The organism is Leucobacter alluvii, assembly GCF_039530485.1.
GTDB lineage: Bacteria > Actinomycetota > Actinomycetes > Actinomycetales > Microbacteriaceae > Leucobacter > Leucobacter alluvii.
In genome coordinates this window covers 665,577-687,466 of the sequence record NZ_BAAAOP010000005.1, presented here as the reverse complement: position 1 = coordinate 687,466, position 21,890 = coordinate 665,577, and the positions used below count along the sequence as shown (strand labels likewise).

Genomic DNA, 21,890 nt, shown 5'->3' with positions numbered 1-21,890 from the left:
GCGCACATCGGGTTCCCTGCAGCGGTGCAGTATTCTGGGCTTCGTACGTCACCGGGCAGATCCGATGCAGAGCACCGAAACACTCGGTTCGACGTTCGCAACCACAGCTTCCCATTCTACAGGTTTCCGATAGTTTCGGGGGATGTCCGCTCAGGGCGTCTCATGACTCTGGGAAGCAGCCGAGAGGAGACCCGTTGTCCAGCGCGCCCACCGCAAGCACCATCGCCCCGCGGCCGCCCGTCCCGCATCTCGGGGTCGCCTCGCGCTTCCTCCGGATCGTGGCCTGGGCGTCCTTCGTGCTGAACACGTTCATCATCGGCACCGGCGGTGCCGTGCGGCTCACCGGCTCCGGCCTCGGCTGCCCGAACTGGCCGCTCTGCGCCCCCGGCTCGCTCGTTCCCACAGAGGAGCTGACCTACCACTCGCTGATCGAGTTCGGAAACCGCACCATCTCCGGACCGTTGCTGATCAGCGCGATTCTCGTCTTCGTGCTCACGTGGCGGCTGCGCGCGAGCCGGCGCGACCTCTTCGCGATCGCGTCGGTGGTCCTGGGTCTCGTGGTGCTGCAGGCCCTCATCGGAGGCGTCATCGTCTGGCTGCACCTGAACGCGAACCTCGTCGGCATTCACTACGTGATCTCGCTCGCCCTCGTCTGCATCACGGCGGCCTACCTCACCCGCATGTACGAGATGGGCGGGCCGCGCGAACGCGTGGTGCCGAAGGGGTTCGCGATCCTCACGCACGTGACCACGCTCGCGATGGCGGTCACGGTGATCTTCGGTGTGCTGACGACCGGGTCGGGCCCGCACTCGGGCGACTCGACCATCCAACGCGACGGCATCGACGCAGTGCTCATGAGTCACATCCACGCGTGGCCCGGGTACATCGCCTTCGCGTTGACGCTGGCTCTCCTCGTGTGGGCCGCGGCTCGCCGCCTGCGTCCGCTCCGCTGGATCATCGCGCTGTTCGCGGCACTCATCGTGCAGATCGCGATCGGGATCTACCAGGCGCGCGCCGGGCTCCCCCCGTTCGCGGTCGGGGTGCACATGGTGCTCGCGGCGCTCACCGCTGCGGCCATGACGGTCGTAGTGCTGCGTCTCAAGCGGCCGGCAGCTGCACCCGCGGCGGCGATCGAGGTCGAGTAGGGCTGCTCGCGCTCCGGTCGTTCTTCGGCTATGCGCACGTCGCTCGGCAGCGGCCCGGGGCGCAGTCGCCTGCCGAGCTCTGCCGCCAGCAGGCCCGACGCCTACGGGGCTGGCGCCTGCCGTCTAGCGGATGCCGGAGCCCGATCCCTGCCCCACCTTCCCCGAAAGCGCATTTCGGCACCTGAGTTCGTCCCCGCTGAGCACCAACCGCGCTTTCGGCGACTATCTTCTATCTTCGGCGCGGTGCGGCTGGCTCGAGCGACGACGTGCGGCCCTCCGAGAGAAACTTCGCGACGGGACTCGAAATGCGCTTCCGTTCGCGTCCGAGCCGAACGAGCATGCGTGCCGCCGTGCGATCGGGCGTTTGGAGCACGTCCTCCGCATGGAAGCGCAGCCCGCGCCATCCGGCATCACGCGCACCGTCATAGCGGGCGATGTCCCGGAGGTACTGCGTGCGAGAGGTCCGGTGCTGCGCTCCGTCGTACTCGAAGAAGCTCCGCGTCGCCTCGTCGGTGAGGTCGAATCGGCCGATCTCCCCGTACACGGTTCGAATCGCGCCCTGAGTGATGAGATCTGAGATTCCGACGCTTTCGCCGATGAGCCGCAAGAGCGTCTCCATTCGCGACTCAGCGCCGTGCCTCGCGAGTCTCAGCGCGATACTGAGGCGCACGGCGCCCCGCGTGCGACGGGCTGCACAAAGATTCTCCTTCAGGTGCTCTGAGAGAATCGCCACCGCGTTGTCGAAGTGAGCGGGGCCCCTGTGCAGGAGCGAGTCGAGCGCGACCACCAGCTCCGGCCCGGGAAGCATGGTGGCGGCTTCCCTCACAGCGTCGGCCGGGAGCGAAATGGGGAGGCTCAGCGCACCTTCATTCGTCCACAATCCTGCGGGCACCTGTAGCTCGAGCGCGAGTCCGTTCGCCGCGCGGTGCCCGGCCACGCCAGCCCTGCGCATCGGCGTGGTACCCGGTGCGGAGGCCACATCCACTGGGGTTCCGGGCGTGACGTGAAGCGGGCAGCCCAGAAGTGCAAGGGCGGTCGCGTGGCTGAAGCGGTCGCCCGGGCGCAGCTTCGGCCGGAGGGCGATTGCCCGGCTCACGAGCGAGGGGTCGACCTCGCATGCCGTGCGCACGCCGCGGTGCGGGCGTGTGAGCGTGCGGTTGCGCAGCGCTCCCCTGCCGAAACCGGCGTCGAGTGCCGTTGTGACGGAGAACGGTTGCGTGCCGAATGTGTGAGTGATCCTCAGGAGCTGTCGTGACATGCGGAGAGGTTGTCACCGTGGGGACTCGTCGCGCAGGTGTTATCCACAGGCTCGCCAGCGCTTCAGCGCGCCGCGCGAGGTGCGATGCACGATGTGGAATGCGCGATGTGGAATGCGCGATGTGGAATGCGCGATGTGGAGGACTTCGATTGGTCTGTGGGTCCCGGCCGCCTGAGAGTCTGCGCGCGAGAGCGCAGTTCAGCACCGATCCGCTCTCGGACCGAGCATGAAGCGCGCTTTCGACGGAGGCGCGGATGCGAAGAGGTGCGGAGGGGCGGAGGCGCGGACGCGAAGAGGTGCGGTGGCGCCTGCGGCGTTGCACGGGAGCGGAGTGGCGCGGAGGGAACGACGGCGGCCTGGAGAAGGCGCTCGAGAGCGCAGTTCGGCATGTAGCCCACCCTGAATCGAGCACCAATTGCGCTCTCGGACGGCGTGCGGGAGCGGGCGGGGCGCGCTTGAGCGGGAGCGGGCAGGGCGCGCGGGAGCGGGCGGGAGCGGGCGGGAGCGGGCGGCGCGCAGGCGCGTGCGCGCGCGGGACGCGAAGGACCGGGAGCGCGCGTGCTGAGCGAAGCGGCGCGCGCCGCTCAGAAGGGGAGCAGTGCGTCGACCGCGATCACGAGCGAGATGACCGAGAGGTAGATGTTCGCCGTGTGGAACACCTGCATCGGCTTCCCGGCCTCGCCCCGGATCGCGTGCGCGTACAGCCGGTGCGCCTGCACGATGAAGTATCCGCCGAACACGAGTGACGCGACGGTGTAGGTCCAGCCCATCTCGGCGACGGGGATCAGCAGCAGGCTCGCCGCGACGGTCGCCCAGGTGTACAGGATGACCTGCAGCCCGACGGTGACCCGACCGCGTACGACTCCGAGCATCGGCACGCCGGCGGCCGCGTAGTCGTTGCGGTACTTCATCGAGAGCGGCCAGTAGTGCGCCGGCGTCCAGAGGAAGATGACGAGGAACAGCACCCACGCGGGCCAGTCCAGTGTGCCGGTGACAGCGGCCCACCCGATGAGCACGGGGAAGCAGCCGGCGATCCCGCCCCAGACGATGTTCTGCTCGCTGTGACGCTTCAGCACGATCGTGTAGATGACGACGTAGAAGAAGATCGCACCTGCGGAGAGCGCGGCGGCGAGCAGGTTCGTCGTCAGCGCCAGCCATACGACGGAGAGGGAGCCCATCACCCAGGAGAAGATCAGGGCGTTGCGATCGGAGATCTCACCGGTGACGAGGGGGCGGTTCTCCGTACGCTTCATCTTGCGATCCATGTCGCGGTCGATGTAGCAGTTGAACGCTCCCGCCGACCCGGCGCTCATGGCGCCGCCGATGAGGGTCGCGAGCACGAGCCACAGGTTGGGGAGGCCGCCCTGCGCGAGGATCATCGCGGGAACGGTGACCACCAGCAACAGCTCCATGACCCGGGGTTTCGTCAGGGCGACGTAGTTCTTGACCGTACGGCCGAACGAGGGTCGCCCTGCGGTAGCGCGGGCCTGAGTCTGGGCTGGGATCTGCGTGGACATCACCTTCTATGGTACCCCGCCGTTCGATAAGATTGTGCGGGGGTGCGCCAGGGCGGCGTTCACCCCGATTCAGCCGGAAAGGAACGTCTTGGCGAACGAACTGCAGTGGGATGAACTCGACGATCGCGCGGTCGACACCGCGCGGGTACTTGCGGCGGATGCCGTGGAACAGGTGGGCAACGGGCACCCGGGCACGGCGATCAGCCTCGCACCGGTCTCGTACCTGCTGCACCAGAAGGTGCTCCGTCACGATCCGTCGGATCCTCACTGGGTCGGGCGCGACCGGTTCATCCTCTCCGTTGGCCACTCGTCGCTCACGCAGTACGTGCAGCTGTACCTCGGCGGGTACGGTCTCGAGCTCGACGATCTGAAGTCGTTGCGCACCTGGGGTTCGAAGACGCCGGGCCACCCGGAGTACGGTCACACCGACGGCGTCGAGATCACCACCGGCCCCCTCGGGCAGGGCCTCGCTTCGGCAGTCGGGTTCGCGTACGCCGCGCGCTACGAGCGCGGCCTGTTCGACCCGGAGGCGGCACCCGGGACGAGCCCCTTCGATCACTTCATCTACGTCGTCGCCGGAGACGGCGATCTGCAGGAGGGCGTGACGAGCGAGGCGTCGTCGCTCGCCGGTCACCAGGAGCTCGGCAATCTCATCGCGATCTACGATTCCAACCAGATCTCGATCGAGGACGACACGAACATCTCGTTCTCCGAGGACGTGGCGAAGCGCTACGAGGCCTACGGGTGGCAGGTCATCGAGGTCGACTGGAAGAAGACGGGGTCGTACGTCGAGGACATCGCCGAGCTGCACGGAGCGATCGAAGCCGCTCAGGCGGAGACCTCGAAGCCCTCGCTCATCATCGTCAACACGATCATCGGCTGGCCCTCCCCCGGGAAGCAGAACACCGGCGGCATTCACGGCGCGAAGCTCGGCTCCGAGGAGCTCGCAGGCCTGAAGACCGCGCTCGGGTTCGATCCGGAGCAGCATTTCGCCGTCGCGCCTGAGGTGATCGAGCACACCCGCGCGGCCGTGCAGCGCGGGGCGGAGAAGCGTGCTGAATGGCAGGTGGGATTCGATGCGTGGGCGACTGCGAATCCGGATCGCAAGGCGCTCTTCGACCGGGTCGAAGCCCAGCAGCTTCCGGCCGAAGCGCTCGAGGTGCTGCCGACGTTCGAGCCCGGCGAGAGCATCGCGACCCGTTCCGCGAGCGGCAAGGTGCTCGCCGCGCTCGGCCCCGTGATGCCCGAGCTCTGGGGCGGATCCGCCGACCTCGCCGGATCGAACAACACGACCATCCCGAACGCGCCGTCCTTCGTCCCTGCGGAGCGCTCCACCAACGCGTGGCAGGGCGATCCCTACGGCCGTGTGCTGCACTTCGGCATTCGCGAGCACGCGATGGGCGCGATCCTCAACGGCATCCAGCTGCACGGGAGGACGCGCAGCTACGGCGGCACCTTCCTGATCTTCAGCGACTACATGCGGCCCGCTGTGCGCCTCGCCGCCCTGATGAACGTGCCCAGCGTGTTCGTCTGGACGCACGATTCGGTCGCCCTCGGAGAGGACGGACCGACGCACCAGCCGATCGAGCAGCTCGCCACGCTCCGCGCGATTCCGAATCTCGCAGTGGTGCGCCCTGCCGACGCCAACGAGACGGCCATCGCTTGGCACGAGATCCTCACGCGCAATGCGGGCCCGTCGGGCCTCGCGCTCACCCGGCAGAACGTGCCGGTGCTGCCGCGCGGCGGAGATTTCGCGAGCATCGAGCAGGCCGCGGAGGGAGTGCGAAGGGGCGCCTACGTGCTCGCCGACTCCCCCACGGATTCGACGGACGTCCTGCTGATCGCCACCGGCTCCGAGGTGCAGCTCGCCGTCGAGGCGCGCGAGCGTCTCGCCGCCGAGGGCGTGGGAGCGCGCGTCGTGTCGGCGCCGAGCCTCGAGTGGTTCGCCGAGCAGACGGAGGAGTACCGCGAGAGCGTGCTCCCGAAGGCGGTGACCGCGCGCGTGAGCGTCGAGGCCGGTCTTTCCCTCGGCTGGGACCGGATCGTGGGCGACCGCGGTCGCTCCGTGTCGATCGAGCACTTCGGCGCCTCCGCCGACTACCAGACACTCTTCCGCGAGTTCGGCATCACGACCGACGCCGTCGTCGCAGCTGCGCACGCGTCGCTCGCCGCCTGAACCCGCATCTCTGAAAGGATCATCACAGGATGACGAACCCTCATACCTCCGCCCTCAGTGAGGCCGGAGTCAGCATCTGGCTCGACGATCTGTCGCGCCATCGCCTCGAGAGCGGCGAGCTCGCCTCGCTGGTGGAAACGGTGAACGTGGTCGGTGTGACCACGAATCCGACGATCTTCGCGAACGCCATCGGCGGCGGCGACGGCTACGGAGACCGGCTCAAGGACGCCGCTGCGCGCGGACTCGACACGGATGCGGCGATCGTGGAGCTCACGACCGCGGATGTGGCCGACGCATGCGACCTGCTCGCCGACGTGTACGCGTCGACGGGTGGACGAGACGGCCGGGTGTCGATCGAGGTCGAGCCGGGCCTGGCCCGCGACACGACCGGTACGGCGACCCAGGCTCAGGATCTCTGGGCTCGCGTCGACCGTCCGAACGCCATGATCAAGATTCCGGCGACCGTCGAGGGGCTCGATGCGATCACCGAGACCATCGCGGCGGGGATCAGCGTCAACGTCACGTTGATCTTCAGCCTCGAGCGCTACCGCCAGGTGATCAACGCGTACCTCGCTGGCCTCGAGCGCGCTCGTGCTGCGGGCATCGATCTCTCGACGATTCATTCGGTCGCGTCCTTCTTCGTGTCTCGCGTCGACTCCGAGATCGACCGTCGACTTCGCGAGATCGGCACACCGGAGGCGCTCGCGCTCACCGGACAGGCAGGCATTGCGAATGCCCGCCTCGCATACGAGGTGTTCGAGCAGTCCTTCGACACCGAGCGTGCTCGGTTCCTCGTCGGGCTCGGCGCGAATCCGCAGCGTCCGCTGTGGGCGTCGACGGGCGTGAAGGATCCCGCGCTCGCGGATACGGCGTATGTGACGGGTCTCATCGCTCCGAACACCGTGAATACGATGCCGGAGGCGACGCTGCGGGCATTCGCCGACCACGGGCACGTCCCCGGCGACACGATCTCGGGATCGTACCTGGAGTCGAACCAGGTGCTCAACGCGATCGACGCCCTCGGCGTCGACTACGCCGAGGTCACCGAGCTGCTGGAGCAGGAGGGCCTGCAGAAGTTCGAGGCTTCCTGGTCGGAGCTGCTCGGCACGGTCGAGCAGGCACTTCGAGAGGCTCGTTGATCATGGCCCTGGAGGTCAACGTCGATGGCGGTCTGCGCGACGCGGAAGCAGCGCTCGCGACGCTCGTCGAGGATCGTGTCGCGGGACGTATCTTCGCCCACGACGCGACCCTCTGGGGTGAAGCGGCTGCGGCGGAAGCCGCGATTCGGCTCGGCTGGACCGATGTCGCCGCCACCGCTGAGCGCCTGATCCCGGAGATCGAGCAGCTGCGCTCGGACTTGCGCGCGGATGGAGTCGATCGCATCGTGCTCTGCGGCATGGGCGGATCGAGCCTGGCGCCTGCAGTCATCACTCGCTGGGCCGGAGTCGATCTCACCATGATCGACTCCACCCATCCCGATGTGGTGCGACGCGCGCTCGCCGGAGATTTGGCCCGCACCGCGGTCGTCGTGAGCTCGAAGTCGGGTGGAACGATCGAGACCCGCAGCCACCTCGCCGCGTTCGAGGATGCGTTCCGCGTAGCCGGGATCGAGCCGTCTGAGCGCATCATCATCGTGACCGACCCGGGCTCCCCGCTCGACGAGGAGTCCCGTGCCGCCGGCCGTCGCGTGTTCACGGCCGACCCGAATGTGGGAGGCCGCTTCTCAGCACTGACCGCATTCGGCCTGGTGCCCGCCGGGCTCGCCGGAGCCGACCTGGGGCGCCTCCTCCAGGATGCGGAGGATGTGCGCGCCCGCGTCTCCTCAGACCACGCGGAGAACCCCGCGTTGCGCCTCGCTTCGGCGATCTACGCCGGGCTGCCGCGTCGCTTCGTGCTGGCTCTCGTGGAAGACGGTTCGGCCGCTTGGGGGCTCGGCCACTGGATCGAGCAGCTCGTCGCCGAATCGACCGGCAAGGAGGGGCAGGGCGTCTTGCCGGTCGCACTCGATGCGGGTGCTCCGGAGTTCGCGACCGTGCCCGCGAGCGTGACCGTGGTCGGGCTTGCCGACGACGGTGGCGAAGCAGCTGAGGTCTCCGGCCAGCGCGCGTCGATCGGCGTCGCAGGCACGCTGGGCGCTCAGATGCTCACCTGGGAAGTCGCAACTGCAGTGCTGGGCCGGCTCATGGGCATCGACCCGTTCAACCAGCCCGATGTCGAGTCGGCGAAGGTCGCTGCGCGGTCGGCGCTCGACAATGACACAGCTGCACCGGGCGGTGACGACGGAGCCGAACTCGCCGGCTCCGGAGGCGCCAGGGTACTCTCGACCCCGTCCGGAGTGGACGTGTCCGACGTGACGGGATTCATCGGGCAGGTGCGCCAGGCGGCTCAGCATGCGGGCTATCTCTCGCTCCAGGCGTACCTCGACCCGCAGGGCGACGAGTCGGAACCGTTGCACAAGCTTCGCGACCGGCTCGCGGAGGCGACCGGCTGCCCGGTCGCCCTCGGGTGGGGCCCGAGCTATCTGCACTCCACCGGCCAGCTGCACAAGGGCGGCCCTGCAGCGGCAGTCTTCCTGCAGCTCACGGAGTCGGATCCGGAACCGCTGCCGATCCCAGGCTCGGATCGCGGCTTCGACGCTCTGATCACAGCGCAGGCCCGAGGCGATCGCTCAGTTCTCGCCGAGCGCGATCGGCCCGTGTTCGCGATCGAGTGCGCTGACCCTGCAGCCACGGTCCGCGCACTCACCGAGGCGTTGTCGTCGCTCGACTGAGAGCGAAAGCGCCGATCGACGAAAACGGCCCCAGAGCGTAGTGCTCTGGGGCCGTTTTCGTCTGCGGGGCTACGCCGACTTGCGCGCGGTGCCTCGTCGAGTGCGCAGCTTCTGCAGCGCAGCCTCGAGAAGCTCTTCCGCCTCCTCGGGCGTGCGACGCTCCTTCACATACGCGAGGTGCGTCTTGAACGGTTCGTTCTTCGGAAGCAGCGGAGGATTCTCCTTGTCGCGCCCGGCGGGGAGGCCGGTCGTCGGAGAATCGATCTGCTCGGGAATCTCCTCATCGGGAACGTCGGATGCGAAATAGCGCACCGTTTCGTTTCCGAGGGCATCCCAGTATGAGATCTGCGTGCGTTCGGCGCGTGAGCCGTGATCCTTCTCCCCCATGGGGCCGGAACCGACTCGGGCGCCACGGATGGCGTTACTGCCTGCCACGAATTGCCTTTCTACTGCTGGATCGGGTGAGCGCGCCGTCTAGACGACGGAGAAGCGCGCGATGAGCCCGAGCGCGATGATCGAAGCTCCCCAAATGAGGGACACGACGACGGTGATGCGATTGAGGTTGCGCTCCGCGACTCCCGATGAGCCGAGGCTCGACGTCACCCCGCCTCCGAACATGTCGGAGAGCCCTCCCCCGCGCCCCTTGTGGAGCAGGATGAACAGGGTGAGCAGCAGGCTCGTGATCACGAGGATGACGAGCAGGATGATCTTCAGAATGAGCACGAAGTGCACCTTTCGAGGTCGCGGGCGCGTAAGGCCAACGACCAGTATAGCGTGGAGTCGTTTTAGCCGGCCGTCACATGCTTCTGGAACTGAATGATCCGAGTGAACTCATCGACCTTCAAGCTCGCTCCGCCGACAAGAGCACCGTCGACATTGGGCTGGCGCATGAATCCGGCGATGTTCTGGCTGGCGACTGATCCTCCGTAGAGAATGCGCGTGCGCGCGGCGCGGTCATCGCCTCGCAGATCGCGCAGGTGCTCGCGCAGCGCCCGAGCGACGTCTTCCGCCTGCTCCGGGGTGGCCGCCTGCCCGCTGCCGATCGCCCACACGGGCTCGTACGCAACGACGAACTCCGCATCCTCCGGGAGCTGCGCCAGAGCGGTCGTCAGCTGAGCGACGGGGATCGCCGCAGCGCCGTGCTCCTCCAAGTCCGCAGCCGTCTCACCGACGCAGATCATCGGCACCATTCCCGAAGCATGAGCGGCCCGGGCCTTCAGCCCGACGGTCTCATCGCTCTCGCCGTGTCCCTGACGTCGCTCGGAGTGCCCGACGAGTACATACGATACGTCGAGCTTCGCGAGCATCGCCGCGGAGATGTCTCCGGTGTACGCGCCGGCTTCGTGCGGCGAGACATCCTGTGCTCCGAGGGTGAGCGAGAGCTTGTCGGCTGCGAGCAGGGTCTGCACCGAGCGGAGATCGGTGAACGGAGGGAAGACGGCCACTTCGGCGGCCGAGAAATCATGCCGCACATCTGACAGGCCCCAAGCGAGCTTCTGCACGAGTGCGATCGCCTGAAGATGGTCGAGGTTCATCTTCCAATTGCCCGCGATCAGCGGCGTGCGCTCCGTGAACGGCAGCGGCTGCCTGGCATCCGCGCCTTCCTGGGTGTTTCTGGTCATGCCAGTACCTCCAAGCCGGGCAGTGACTTGCCCTCCAAGTATTCGAGACTCGCACCGCCGCCGGTGGAGATGTGGCCGAACTGGTCGTCCGAGAACCCCAGCGCGCGGACCGCTGCAGCGGAGTCACCACCCCCGACGACGGTGAAGCCATCGGTCTCCGTCAAAGCGCGTGCGACGGTCCGAGTGCCCGACGCGAACGCGTCGAGCTCGAACACGCCCATCGGGCCGTTCCAGAAGACGGTCGCCGATTCGGCGATGACGGCGGCAAAGGCGTCTGCTGACTTCGGCCCGATATCGAGACCGAGGCCCTTCGCTCCGAAGCTCGAGGACTCGATGGCATCGGCCGGCACCGTCTCATGCGCGGCGTCGGCGGCGAACTTCTCGGCCACGATGATGTCCGTGGGGAGCACGATGCGCACCCCGCGACGTTCAGCCTCCGAGAGGTACCCGCGCACGGTGTCGAGCTGGTCGGCTTCGAGGAGGCTCGCAGCGACCCTGTGACCTTGTGCGGCGAGGAATGTGAACAGCATCCCTCCGCCGATGAGCAGCGTGTCGACCCGCTCGAGCAGATGGGAGATCACACCGAGCTTGTCGGAGACTTTCGAGCCGCCGAGCACCACGGTGTACGGCCGAGCCGCGTTCACGGTCAGGCGCTGCAGCACGTCCAGCTCTGCGACGACGAGACGACCGGCAGCGCTCGGCAGCAACTGCGCGAGTTCGTAGACGCTCGCCTGCTGCCGGTGCACGACGCCGAAGCCGTCCGAGACGAAGGCGTCCCCGAACGCTGCCAAACGCTCAGCGAAGGCACGTCGCTCGGCAGCATCGGCGCTTGTCTCCGCGGCCGAGAACCGCAGATTCTCGAGGAGCACCACCTCGCCGTCGGAGAGACCGGAGACCGCAGCCGAGGCGGCGTCTCCGATCGTCTCTTCGACGAAGCGCACCGGTGCCCCGAGCAGTTCGCTCATGCGCTCAGCGACCGGACGCAACGAGTACCGAGCGTCCGGTTCGCCCTTCGGGCGACCGAGATGGCTGATGAGCACGAGCTTCGCCCCGGCATCGCGCAATTCGCGGATGGTCGAGAGCGAAGCACGGATACGGCCGTCATCCGAGATGACGCCGTCGCTCAGAGGAACGTTGAGATCGCATCGGACGACGACCGTCTTCGATCGCAGCGATCCGAGTGATTCTATGGTGCGCATGAACAGGTGGGCTCCTCGAGGTGCGGAATTCAGATCAGGCCGGAAGTCTGCGTGCGCGCCGCTTCGAAGCGACGTGCCACGTCCTGCCAGTTCGCGATGTTCCAGAACGCCTTGACGTAGTCGGCGCGCACGTTGAGGTAGTCGAGGTAGTAGGCGTGCTCCCAGACATCGAGCTGCAGCAGCGGAATCGTGCCTGCGGGGAGGTTGCCCTGCTGGTCGAAGAGCTGCACGATGTTCGGGCGCTGACCGAGCACGTCCCACGCGAGCACTGCCCATCCCGAGCCCTGAACGCCGAGAGCCGTCGCGGTGAAATGCGCCTGGAACCTCTCGAAACCGCCGAAGTACTCGTCGATCGCAGCGGCGAGCTCGCCTTCGGGGCGGTCTCCACCCTCCGGCGAGAGGTTGTTCCAGAAGATCGTGTGGTTGACGTGGCCGCCGAGGTTGAACGCGAGGTCCTTCTCCAGCTTGTTGACGGCCGCGAGGTTGTTCGACTCGCGCGCCTCTGCCAGCTGCTCGAGAGCGGTGTTCGCGCCGGTCACGTAGGCCTGGTGGTGCTTGTCGTGATGCAACTGCATGATCTTGCCGCTGATGTGCGGCTCGAGAGCGGCGTAATCATAAGGAAGCTCGGGAAGTGAGTAGGCGGCCATGTGGCGATCCAATCTCTCGGTGAACAGTTGTCGGATTCAGTCTATGGCGGGAGCTCTCCCCGTGGTGGGAAAGGCAGTCCGAGACGACCGTCTGATCGCCGCTGTTCGCCAGACGCTAAATTCTGTCGAGTTCGTCGGGCAGGCTCGCCTCCGTGCCCGGCACGCCGCGCACTTCCGCTTCCTTGTCGGCCATTGCGAGCAACCGCCTGATGCGGCCGGCCACGGCATCCTTCGTGAGGGGCGGATCAGCCCGTGCCCCGAGGTCGTCGAGGCTCGCCTCCCGATGTGTGAGTCGCAGTTCGCCGGCGTAGCGCAGATGCTCGGGAATGCTGTCTCCGAGCAGCTCCATGGCTCGCTCCACTCGGGCGCACGCAGCAACCGACGCCTGCGCGGAGCGGCGAAGGTTCGCATCGTCGAAGTTCACGAGGCGGTTCGCGGTTGCACGAGTCTCCCGGGCGCGACGCAATTCGTCCCAGTTCTTCCGCGCCTCCTGGGCGCCGATCAACCCCAGCATCTCGCTGATCGCTTCGCTGTCGCGAATGAGCACCTTGTGCTGCCCGCGGATCTCACGGCTCTTCGCGTCGACGCCGATGCGGCTCGCCGCTCCGACGAGCGCCATGGCGACCTCGTTGCTCGGGCACACGATCTCGAGGTTCGCGGAACGACCCGGTGCGGTCAGCCCGCCCCTGGCGAGGAACGCGCCTCGCCAGATCGCTGCGAGTTCAGCCTGCGCGCCCGTGGTCAGTCGATTCGGCAAGCCGCGAATCTGTCGGCGCCGCTGGTCGAGCAGTCCGAGCTGTCGGGCGAGTGTCTCGCCGTCGAGGACGCGGACGAGGAACTGCGGCGCGCCGGGTCGGGTGCTCGAAGGGGGCAGCTGCTTGGCGTCGGAGCGGATTCCGTACAATTCGGCGAGATCCTTGCGCACGCGCTGCACGATTTGGGGGGTGTGAAGCTCGGCCTCCAGAGCGATGCGGCCGGAAATGGTGTGCAGCCCGCCTGCAAGACGGAGGATCGTGGCGACCTCGGCAACGCGTTCGCCGGTGCTCTGCACCGGGAATCGCACGAGTTCGCTCTTGACCTCGGGGGTAGACAGCACGAATGAGTCCTTTCGGAGAGGGTGTTTCAATGAATCGGTCGACGTGCGGAACGTCGACTACTCGCGACCGAGGTCGCGGTGGCGCAGGCTCACGCTGACGCCGGGAAGCCCGGCAAGTCGGTCGGCGAGCTCTCGAGCGGTGGCGACCGAGCGGTGCTTGCCGCCGGTGCATCCTACCGCGAGCGATGCATGTCGTTTGTTCTCGCGCTGGAATCCGGCCAGGACCGGAGTGAGCGCAGCGACATAATTATCGAGGAACTCGGCGGCACCCTCGCGGCCGAGTACGTATTCTTTGACCTCGGGATCGACTCCGGTGAGGGCCCGGAGCTCCGGCTCCCAGAACGGATTCGGGAGAAAGCGCATGTCGACCATCAGGTCGACATCGGTCGGCGCGCCGTACTTGAAACCGAAACTCGACACCGAGAGCTGCAGCCCGGGGGTGTTGTCATCGGAGAACAGCTCCCGCGTTGCGGTCGAGAGATCGTGAACGTTGTAGCGCGAGGTGTCGATGACCACATCGCACGATGCGCGGAGCTCCTGCAGGCGTTCGCGCTCGAGGCGGATGCCCTCGAGCAGACTGCGCTCTTCGCCCTGCAGCGGGTGCGGACGACGCACCGACTCGTACCGGCGCACGAGAATCTCGTCGGTCGCGTCGAGGAAGACGACGCGCACCGTCGCGTTGTCGCGCAGCTCGTCGACTGTCGCCTGAATGTCGGCGAACAGGTCGCGGCCGCGAACGTCGACGACCGCCACGATGCGCGGCAGAGCGCCGCCCGAACGGTCGGCCATGTCGGCGAGCGTCTTCAACATCGGGAGCGGGAGATTGTCGACGACGTACCAACCGAGGTCTTCCAGCGTGTTGGCGACCGTGCTACGGCCGGCTCCGGACATGCCGGTGACGATGAGGATCTCCTGCTGGGATGCCGCGTCGTTCATGCGCCGAGTTCCTCTCCCTGCTTCGCGTCCACGTGAGCTTCTAGCTTAGCGCCCGCCCCTGCGTCCGATTGCAGATGGGCCAGGATCTGCTCTCCCAGTTTCGGTCCGACGCCTGGCGCGGCGGCGAGCTCGGCGAGTGACGCCGCACGGAGCCGTGTCACCGAGCCGAAGTACTTGAGCAGGGCCTGAACGCGTTTGGGTCCGAGCCCGGGGATTTCTGAGAGTCGGCTCGAGATCGAAGTACTGCGACGCTGACGCTGGAATGTGATCGCGAACCGGTGCGCTTCGTCACGGACGCGCTGCACCAGGAAGAGCGCCTCGCTGGTGCGCGGCAGGATGACCGGGAATGGGTCGCCTGGCAGCCAGATCTCCTCGAGTCGCTTCGCGATCCCGCACAGGGCGATATCGGTGATTCCCGCCTCTGCGAGCGCCCGAGCTGCGGCCTTCACCTGCGGCTCACCGCCGTCGACGATCAGCAGCTGCGGTCGATCGCGGTAGATGCCGCTCGGCTGCTCCCCCGCTTCCCGAGCGGCGTTCAGTTGTGCGGCACGGCGCGAAACGACCTGGTAGATGGAATCCGTGTCGTCCGTCGTCTGCTCGATGCGGTACTTGCGATAGGCGCCCTTCGCAGGCAGCCCGTCCTCGAAAACGACCAGTGACGCGACGACGCCCGTGCCCTGAAGATGCGACACGTCGATGCACTCGATGCGCAGCGGCGCTTCGTCCATGTCGAGGGCGCGCTGCAGCTCGGCGAGCGCGTCGGTGCGTGCGGTGAGGTCTGCAGCTCGTTTGAGTTTGTGCCGGATCAGGTGCTCACCGGCGTTGCGCATCGCTCGATCCATCAGTTGCACCTTGTCGCCGCGCTCCGGCACGCGCACGGTGACGCGCCCGCGACGAGGTCGGCGTGCGCCGAGCGCCTCCTCGAGCGCTGCCGAGTTCGCCGGGAGCTGGGGGACGAGGATCTGCGGCGGCGGTTCGCGATCGCCCTCGTACGCGGATTGCAGTACCTGCTCGAGCAGCGTCTCGGGCGAATCGTCGAGTTCGACGTCGACGATCCAGCTGCGTTCGCCGCGGATGCGCCCGCCGCGGATGATGAACTGATGCGCAGCGGCGGCGAGTTCGTCCGATCGGAGCCCGAACACGTCGAGATTCACGTCGAGCCCGAGCACGACGGCGTTCTTCTCCATGACGTGCTCCACCGCTTGCGCCTGGTCGCGGAGACGGGCGGCCTCCTCGTATCGCTGCTCGCTCGCGGCCTCGCGCATGGCGCGCTGCAGAGCCTTCAGATGGCTCGTGTCGCTGCCTCCGAGGAAGGCGACCAGTTCGCCCACTCGTGCGCGGTGCTCCTCCACGGTGAGCTTCTGCGAGCAGGGGCCGCTGCATCGCCCGATCTGCCCGGCGAGGCAGGGCTTGCCGGAGCTCATCGCGCGCTGGTAATCGGCGTCGTTGCAGGTGCGGATCGGAAACGCCTGCTGCAGCAACGCGGTGGTCTCGCGCAGCGCCCACACCTTCGGGTAGGGGCCGAAGTAGCGCGCTCCGCGGATGCGTTCGTTCCGGGTGATGACGAGGCGCGGCGCTTCCTCGCGCAACGTCACCGCGAGGTACGGATAGGTCTTGTCGTCCTTGAATTGGACGTTGAACGGCGGTTTGTACTCGGTGATCCACGTGTGCTCGAGGATGAGCGACTCGGTGTCGGTTGCGACGACCGTCCAATCCACCTTGGCGGCGATGGAGAGCATCGTGCGCGTGCGCGGCATGAGCGAGTGCAGCGGCTGGAAGTAGTTCGCGAGGCGGGCTCGCAGGTTCTTCGCCTTGCCGATGTAGAGCACTCGCCCATGCCGGTCGCTGAACCGGTACACGCCGGGCGACGTCGGGATCTCCCCCTGGGCGGGTCGGAACGACGCGCGGTTATCGGTGCCGTTCAAGCGGAGGCTTTCGCCCGACCGTTCAGCACCTCGTTCAGGAACTGACCGGTGTGGCTCTCGGATGCGTTCACCAGTTGCTCGGGTGTGCCCTCGGCGATGATCATGCCGCCGCCCGATCCGCCCTCCGGACCGAGATCGATGACCCAGTCGGCGCTTCTGATGACGTCGAGGTTGTGCTCGATCGTGATCACCGTATTGCCCTTGTCGACGAGACCGTTGAGCACGAGCAGGAGCTTGCGCACGTCTTCGAAGTGGAGACCCGTCGTCGGCTCGTCGAGCACGTAGATGCTGCGGCCGTTCGATCGCTTCTGCAACTCGGTGGCGAGCTTCACGCGCTGGGCTTCACCGCCCGAGAGTGTTGTCGCGCTCTGACCGAGCCGCACGTAGCCCAGTCCGACATCGACAAGCGTCTTCATGTAGCGATGAATCGAGGAGATCGGCTCGAAGAACTGCTCAGCCTCGGCGATCGGCATTTCGAGCACCTCGGAGATGTTCTTGCCCTTGTAGCGCACCTGCAGGGTCTCGCGGTTGTAGCGCGACCCACCGCAGACCTCGCATGCCACGTACACGTCGGGGAGGAAGTTCATCTCGATCTTGAGCGTGCCGTCGCCGGAGCACGCCTCGCACCGGCCGCCCTTCACGTTGAAGCTGAACCTTCCGGGAAGGTAGCCTCGTGTCTTCGCCTCCTGGGTCTCGGCGAAGAGGTTGCGGATCTTGTCGAAGACCCCCGTGTACGTCGCGGGATTCGATCGCGGTGTGCGACCGATGGGCGCTTGATCGACATGGACGACCTTGTCGAGGTGCTCGAGCCCGGTGACGCGCGTGTGCTTCCCTGGGACGAGTCGCGCACCGTTCAGCTGGTTCGCGAGCACCCGGTAGAGGATGTCGTTGACGAGCGTCGATTTGCCCGATCCGGAGACCCCGGTCACGGCGGTCATGACGCCCAGGGGGAACGTGGCATCGACGTTCCGGAGGTTGTTCGAGCGAGCGCCCACGACCTTGAGCTCTCGCTTGCGGTCTCGCTTGCGACGACGCTTCGGGGTTTCGATGCTCCGCCGCCCGGCGAGGTAGTCCCCCGTCATGGAGTCGCGGTTGTTCAGCAGTTCATCGTAGTGCCCCGAGTGCACCACGGTCCCGCCCTCGACGCCCGCCCCTGGGCCGATGTCGACGATCCAGTCGGCCGCTTCGATGGTCTCCTCGTCGTGCTCGACGACGATGAGCGTATTCCCGAGATCGCGCAACTTCATCAGCGTCTCGATCAGGCGCCGATTGTCGCGCTGGTGCAGTCCGATGCTCGGCTCGTCGAGCACGTAGAGCACGCCGGTGAGTCCTGACCCGATCTGCGTGGCCAGGCGGATGCGCTGCGCCTCGCCGCCGGACAGCGTCCCGGCCGCACGCGCCAGGGTGAGGTAGCCGAGGCCGACCTCGATCAGGAAGTCGAACCGGAGCCGGATCTCGCGGAGCACCTGCGCCGCGATCTTCGCCTCTCGCTCGGTGAGCACGACATCGTCGAAGAAGGTCTTCGCATTGAGCAGGCTGAGCTCGCCGACCGAAGCGATCGACCGATCATTGACCGTCACCGCGAGCACCTCGGGCTTGAGCCGCTGCCCCTGGCACGCATGACACGGAACCTCACGGAGGAACTCCGCCCAGCGATCGCGCTTGGCGTCGGATTCAGCTTCCGCGTACTGGCGCTCGATGAACGGGATGACACCTTCGAATCCCGAGGAGTACTTCACCTCCCGGCCGAAGCGATTGCGCCACCGCACGTTCACCTTGAAGTCGTTGCCGTACAGGACCGCCTGCTGCACGTCCTCGCTCAGGCCCGACCAGGGCGTCTGCAACGAGAACTTCAGATCGTCGGAGAGGCCGATCAGGAGCTTCTCGTAGTACTGGTAGAGGCTCTTCCCCTGGCTCGTCCAGGGCACGATGACGCCCTCTGAGATGGAGAGTTGCGGATCGCCGAGCACGAGATCCTCGTCCACGGACATGCTCGTTCCCAGCCCCGAGCAGACCGGGCATGCACCGAACGGCGCGTTGAATGAGAACGTTCGCGGCTCGATCTCGGTGAGCTGCACCGGGTGCTGGTTCGGGCATGAGAGCTGCTCCGAGAACTGCTGCACGCGATCGTCAGCCTTCGCCTCACGGTCGACGAAGTCGACGGCGACGATGCCTCCGGCGAGGCGCAGAGCGGTCTCGAGCGAGTCGGTGAGACGGCCGAGAATATCGGGGCCTGCCACGAGGCGATCGATCACGACCGAGATGTCGTGCTTGACCTGCTTCTTGAGCTTCGGCGGGTCGGAGAGCTGGATCACGTCGCCGTCCACGATCGCGCGGGAGTATCCGCTCGCGGCGAGGTCCTGGAAGAGATCGACGAACTCTCCCTTCTTCTTGCTGACGACCGGCGCGAGCACCTGGTACCGCGTCCGCTCCTCGAGTCCCATGAGGCGATCTGCGATCTGCTGGACCGTCTGCGCCTCGATCCGCTCACCGCAGACGGCGCAGTGCGGGACGCCGATGCGCGCCCAGAGGAGACGCATGTAGTCGTAGATCTCGGTGATCGTGCCGACCGTGGATCGCGGATTGCGGTTCGTCGACTTCTGATCGATGGAGACCGCCGGGCTCAGTCCCTCGATGAAATCGACGTCGGGTCGGTCGACCTGCCCGAGGAACTGCCGAGCGTAAGCGCTCAGCGATTCCACGTATCTCCGCTGGCCCTCCGCGAAGATCGTGTCGAAGGCGAGACTCGACTTCCCGCTCCCCGACAACCCCGTGAAGACCACCATCGAGTCCCGCGGGATGGCGAGATCGACGTTCTGCAGGTTATGCACACGGGCGCCCTGCACGCTGATCTGCGCGTGGGCTGCGGAGGATCGGATCGGAGTTGAGTGCTTCGAAGTCACCGACTCATTCTATCCGCTCCTGCGCCCGAATTCGAACATACCTACGATGCTTTCGCCAGGAGCGCACCGATCGACGGCATTATCGGTTACTATTGTCGTAAGCACATGCAAGGAGTACTCATGTCGATCGCGCATCTCAGCCCGTCCCCGATCAGCGCGGCGTCGCGTGCGGGCGACCCCACTCGGAAGCGTCTGATCGATCTCGTGGCTCACCTCGATTCGTCGCGGATGGATTCAGCGGAAGCGCTTCTCTCGGGGCTGCTCGCGCATCAGCAGGCGGGAACTCGGGCGCTCACGGAGACGGAGGTCTCGGCGCTCGCTCGGTTCGGGGTGTCTGAAGATGCGTTGCGTCGACCGGACGCACTGGAGGCGACAACACAGGGGCTCATGGCAGACCAGTCGTTGGCCGCTCGGAGCGCGACCGTGGCGGAGGCTGCGGACATGCTCGGCGTCACTCCGGCTCGGGTGCGTCAACGCTGCGCTGCTGGCACCCTCCTCGCGCAGCGACGCAGCCACGGGTGGCATCTCCCCCGCTTCCAGTTCCCCGAGGATCGTGAGCTGCCGGGGTGGGCGTCGGTCGCGCTGGTGATCCCGCGCGGCACCCCTCTGCTGTTCGCCGAACGTGTATTGACTTCGCCCGCCCCCGCGCTGCTGAGTGATGGTGAAGAACTCGCACCCTTCGAATGGCTGGCGCAGGGCGGAGATCCTCGGGTCGCGGCGACGGCGGTGGACGACGCACTGCATCGGCTCCCGTGAGCGAGTACCTGCCGCCGCCCCGAGCGGACGCACTCCCCGACCTCGCGCGGGATCCCGGATGGGTGCGAGAGGTACCCAGCGGCACAGCGCTGGCGCGGATTTTCACAGCGGGCGGACGCTATCCGGTCGCGTGGCACGAGTTTCGCACGTACGGACCGGTCGATGCACGTTTCGATCCGCATCCCGAGCCGCCTGCTGAGTATGCGGATTCCGGCGTGCTCTACGCCGCGCTCGAACTGCCCGGCGCTGCACGAGAATCTGCTTCACCACTCGCTGCGTGTCTCCTGGAGGTGTTCCAGTCCACCCGAATCGTGCGCCGCTCCGACGGAACACCCACACTCGCCATCTTCGAGACGTCGAGGACGTTGCGCCTCCTCGACCTGAGCGATAGCGACTGGGTCGCGGTGGCGGGCGGCAACGCGGCGATCTCGTCGGGAGACCGCATGGCGTCCCGCGCCTGGGCGCGGGCGATTCGCACCCGGTATCCCAGCCTCGACGGCGTGGTCTCCGCGTCGTCCGTCGTTCCCAGTGCGCGCGTCGTCGCACTCTGGTCGCCGGCGGAGGACGCGATGCCGCGCCATCCGATCGCCCAGCTGCGTCTGGATCGAGACGAACTCACCGGCGTGATCGACCGGATCGCAGCGCGGTACGGCTATGTGGTCGTGTGAAGCCCCGTCGTGGCGCGGCGCCTCCCCCGGTGTCACGACGGCTTGCCGCGTGTCCGATTCATACAAGACGGGGATCGCGCCCTCCGCGTAACCTGAGCCCATGACACTGAATTTTGATTTCATCGGCATCGTCACCGCGGATCTGGGACGTTCTCTCGACTTCTATCGTTCGCTGGGGGTCCCGATTCCAGAAGGGCTGGATGACGCGCCTCATGTGGAGGTTCAGTTGCCCGGCGACATGAAGCTCGCGTGGGACCCGGTGGCGACGATCGAGAGCTTCTTCCCCGGGTTCGAGCTCCCGGAGGGCGAGAACCGCATCGCCTTTGCGTGCAGTGCGGCGTCACCGGCCGAGGTGGACTCCGCCTACGCCGAGATCGTCGAGCGGCACCCCGCTGCGGCGGACACGGAGCCGTGGGACGCACCGTGGGGGCAGCGGTACGCCACCGTGCGGGATCCCGACGGCAACTCCGTCGACATCTACGCACCGCTCCCGACGGCCCCGGCAGACGACTCCGCGACAGCCTGAATCGAGCGTGCGTATCGGGAGGGCGACTCGCCGGTCAGTCGTGAGAACTCCCTCGTGAAGTGGGCTTGATCGCTGTAGCCCGCCTCGACCGCGACTTCGGCGAGCGTATCGCCGGCCTGCAACCGGGCGCGGGCGCGTTGTCCTCGACGTACGCGGCGCAGCGCCGCGTACCCGTATCCGAACTCGCTGATCATGCTCCGGTGCAGCTGTCGTTCCGATCGTCCGAGCCGACGGGCGAGGGGGCCGAACGCCTCCTCCCGATCGGCTGCGCGAATCACGGTGCGCGTCCAGAGGGGCGGCGAGCCGCCGGCGTCGCCCTCGGTGTCGATCGAGGTCATCAGGGTCTCGATGTAGGTGCGGTCGTGCATCAGGTGCCGAGCGGCCGACACTGTGCCAGCTGCGAGTGCGCGCAGCACTCCGGCAGTGCGATGGGCTGCCGCACGTTCGACGGCGTCCTCCGCGAGCACCAGCTCGTCGCGGAGTGCTCGGAGCGGGCGTTGAAACGCCGTCGCGGCGGTCCCGGGGGCGAAGCGCATGCCCACAGTTGGACCCGCCAGTTCGACGGGGCTCCGCAGCCAGGTCGTCGAAGGGCCGGCGATGAGGAGTGCATCTCCCCGCAGCACGAAGTCGGCGCAGCCGTCAGCGGGAACGATCGTGGACGCCGGCTCCGAGTGCTCGTGCGGCGTCGGCGGCTCGACCCGCCATACGACGCCGAGCCCCTGAACCGCCCATTCCGAGTACATCGA

General features: G+C 67.0%; 19 protein-coding genes. 7 read left to right on the top strand and 12 right to left on the bottom strand.

Annotated elements, in window-relative coordinates:
• The first annotated feature begins 194 nt into the window (after positions 1 to 194).
• Positions 195 to 1,145: a COX15/CtaA family protein gene (locus tag ABFX18_RS07730; protein WP_346057918.1), complete on the top strand. Its 951-nt coding sequence runs from the start codon at positions 195 to 197 to the stop codon at positions 1,143 to 1,145.
• A gap of 229 nt (positions 1,146 to 1,374) precedes the next feature.
• Here the strand turns inward: ABFX18_RS07730 and ABFX18_RS07725 are convergent, their stop codons facing one another.
• Positions 1,375 to 2,403 (bottom strand): hypothetical protein, encoded by a 1,029-nt coding sequence (locus ABFX18_RS07725; protein WP_346057917.1) that lies wholly within the window; start codon positions 2,401 to 2,403, stop codon positions 1,375 to 1,377.
• Between the two features lie 584 nt (positions 2,404 to 2,987).
• Positions 2,988 to 3,920 (bottom strand): heme o synthase, encoded by a 933-nt coding sequence (locus tag ABFX18_RS07720; protein ID WP_090148975.1) that lies wholly within the window; start codon positions 3,918 to 3,920, stop codon positions 2,988 to 2,990.
• 88 nt (positions 3,921 to 4,008) lie between these two features.
• Here ABFX18_RS07720 and tkt point away from each other — a divergent pair, with 88 nt between their 5' ends.
• From tkt to ABFX18_RS07705, 3 genes are read left to right on the top strand one after another with little or no spacing between them, the layout of a single operon-like run.
• Entirely contained in the window at positions 4,009 to 6,096 is a 2,088-nt protein-coding gene (gene tkt / locus ABFX18_RS07715) for a transketolase (RefSeq protein ID WP_346057916.1), read from the top strand.
• A 29-nt stretch (positions 6,097 to 6,125) separates the two neighbouring features.
• On the top strand, positions 6,126 to 7,235 hold the full coding sequence (tal, locus tag ABFX18_RS07710) for a transaldolase (RefSeq protein ID WP_346057915.1): 1,110 nt from the start codon (positions 6,126 to 6,128) through the stop codon (positions 7,233 to 7,235).
• Between the two features lie 2 nt (positions 7,236 to 7,237).
• The gene (locus tag ABFX18_RS07705; RefSeq protein ID WP_346057914.1) at positions 7,238 to 8,866 is read left to right on the top strand and encodes a glucose-6-phosphate isomerase; all 1,629 of its coding nucleotides are present in this window, start codon (positions 7,238 to 7,240) and stop codon (positions 8,864 to 8,866) included.
• A 69-nt stretch (positions 8,867 to 8,935) separates the two neighbouring features.
• Here the strand turns inward: ABFX18_RS07705 and ABFX18_RS07700 are convergent, their stop codons facing one another.
• The 9 genes from ABFX18_RS07700 to uvrA all read right to left on the bottom strand — a co-directional run bounded on the left by ABFX18_RS07700 (position 8,936) and on the right by uvrA (position 19,194).
• Positions 8,936 to 9,301 carry an RNA polymerase-binding protein RbpA gene (locus ABFX18_RS07700; protein WP_090148964.1) on the bottom strand — a complete coding sequence of 122 codons (366 nt, stop codon included), beginning with the start codon at positions 9,299 to 9,301 and terminating at the stop codon, positions 8,936 to 8,938.
• Positions 9,302 to 9,340: 39 nt separating this feature from the next.
• Complete coding sequence (gene secG, locus ABFX18_RS07695; protein WP_090149806.1) at positions 9,341 to 9,589, bottom strand: preprotein translocase subunit SecG; 249 nt, start codon at positions 9,587 to 9,589, stop codon at positions 9,341 to 9,343.
• A gap of 62 nt (positions 9,590 to 9,651) precedes the next feature.
• On the bottom strand, positions 9,652 to 10,488 hold the full coding sequence (tpiA, locus tag ABFX18_RS07690) for a triose-phosphate isomerase (protein WP_346057913.1): 837 nt from the start codon (positions 10,486 to 10,488) through the stop codon (positions 9,652 to 9,654).
• The gene (locus tag ABFX18_RS07685; RefSeq protein ID WP_428833642.1) at positions 10,485 to 11,687 is read right to left on the bottom strand and encodes a phosphoglycerate kinase; all 1,203 of its coding nucleotides are present in this window, start codon (positions 11,685 to 11,687) and stop codon (positions 10,485 to 10,487) included. The genes tpiA and ABFX18_RS07685 overlap by 4 nt, the downstream gene beginning before the upstream one ends.
• 29 nt (positions 11,688 to 11,716) lie before the next feature.
• Positions 11,717 to 12,334 (bottom strand): superoxide dismutase, encoded by a 618-nt coding sequence (locus ABFX18_RS07680; RefSeq protein ID WP_346057912.1) that lies wholly within the window; start codon positions 12,332 to 12,334, stop codon positions 11,717 to 11,719.
• A 115-nt stretch (positions 12,335 to 12,449) separates the two neighbouring features.
• A complete protein-coding gene (gene whiA, locus ABFX18_RS07675) occupies positions 12,450 to 13,430 on the bottom strand; it encodes a DNA-binding protein WhiA (RefSeq protein ID WP_090148955.1) in 981 nt (326 codons plus the stop codon).
• A gap of 57 nt (positions 13,431 to 13,487) precedes the next feature.
• A complete protein-coding gene (gene rapZ, locus ABFX18_RS07670) occupies positions 13,488 to 14,366 on the bottom strand; it encodes an RNase adapter RapZ (RefSeq protein ID WP_090148950.1) in 879 nt (292 codons plus the stop codon).
• Positions 14,363 to 16,291, bottom strand: coding sequence for an excinuclease ABC subunit UvrC (uvrC, locus tag ABFX18_RS07665; protein ID WP_090148947.1), 1,929 nt, complete (start codon positions 16,289 to 16,291; stop codon positions 14,363 to 14,365). Before uvrC ends, rapZ begins: the two co-directional genes overlap by 4 nt.
• A complete protein-coding gene (gene uvrA / locus ABFX18_RS07660) occupies positions 16,288 to 19,194 on the bottom strand; it encodes an excinuclease ABC subunit UvrA (protein ID WP_176698325.1) in 2,907 nt (968 codons plus the stop codon). The genes uvrC and uvrA overlap by 4 nt, the downstream gene beginning before the upstream one ends.
• 120 nt (positions 19,195 to 19,314) lie before the next feature.
• Between uvrA and ABFX18_RS07655 the strand changes: the two genes are divergently transcribed.
• The 3 genes from ABFX18_RS07655 (at position 19,315) to ABFX18_RS07645 (ending at position 21,144) form a co-directional block, all read left to right on the top strand.
• Positions 19,315 to 19,950: a hypothetical protein gene (locus ABFX18_RS07655; protein ID WP_346057911.1), complete on the top strand. Its 636-nt coding sequence runs from the start codon at positions 19,315 to 19,317 to the stop codon at positions 19,948 to 19,950.
• A complete protein-coding gene (locus ABFX18_RS07650; RefSeq protein WP_346057910.1) occupies positions 19,947 to 20,618 on the top strand; it encodes an RES domain-containing protein in 672 nt (223 codons plus the stop codon). The genes ABFX18_RS07655 and ABFX18_RS07650 overlap by 4 nt, the downstream gene beginning before the upstream one ends.
• Before the next feature lie 100 nt (positions 20,619 to 20,718).
• On the top strand, positions 20,719 to 21,144 hold the full coding sequence (locus ABFX18_RS07645) for a VOC family protein (RefSeq protein ID WP_346057909.1): 426 nt from the start codon (positions 20,719 to 20,721) through the stop codon (positions 21,142 to 21,144).
• Here the strand turns inward: ABFX18_RS07645 and ABFX18_RS07640 are convergent.
• On the bottom strand, positions 21,096 to 21,887 hold the full coding sequence (locus ABFX18_RS07640) for a helix-turn-helix domain-containing protein (protein ID WP_200328846.1): 792 nt from the start codon (positions 21,885 to 21,887) through the stop codon (positions 21,096 to 21,098). The genes ABFX18_RS07645 and ABFX18_RS07640 overlap by 49 nt on opposite strands.
• Positions 21,888 to 21,890: the final 3 nt, after the last annotated feature.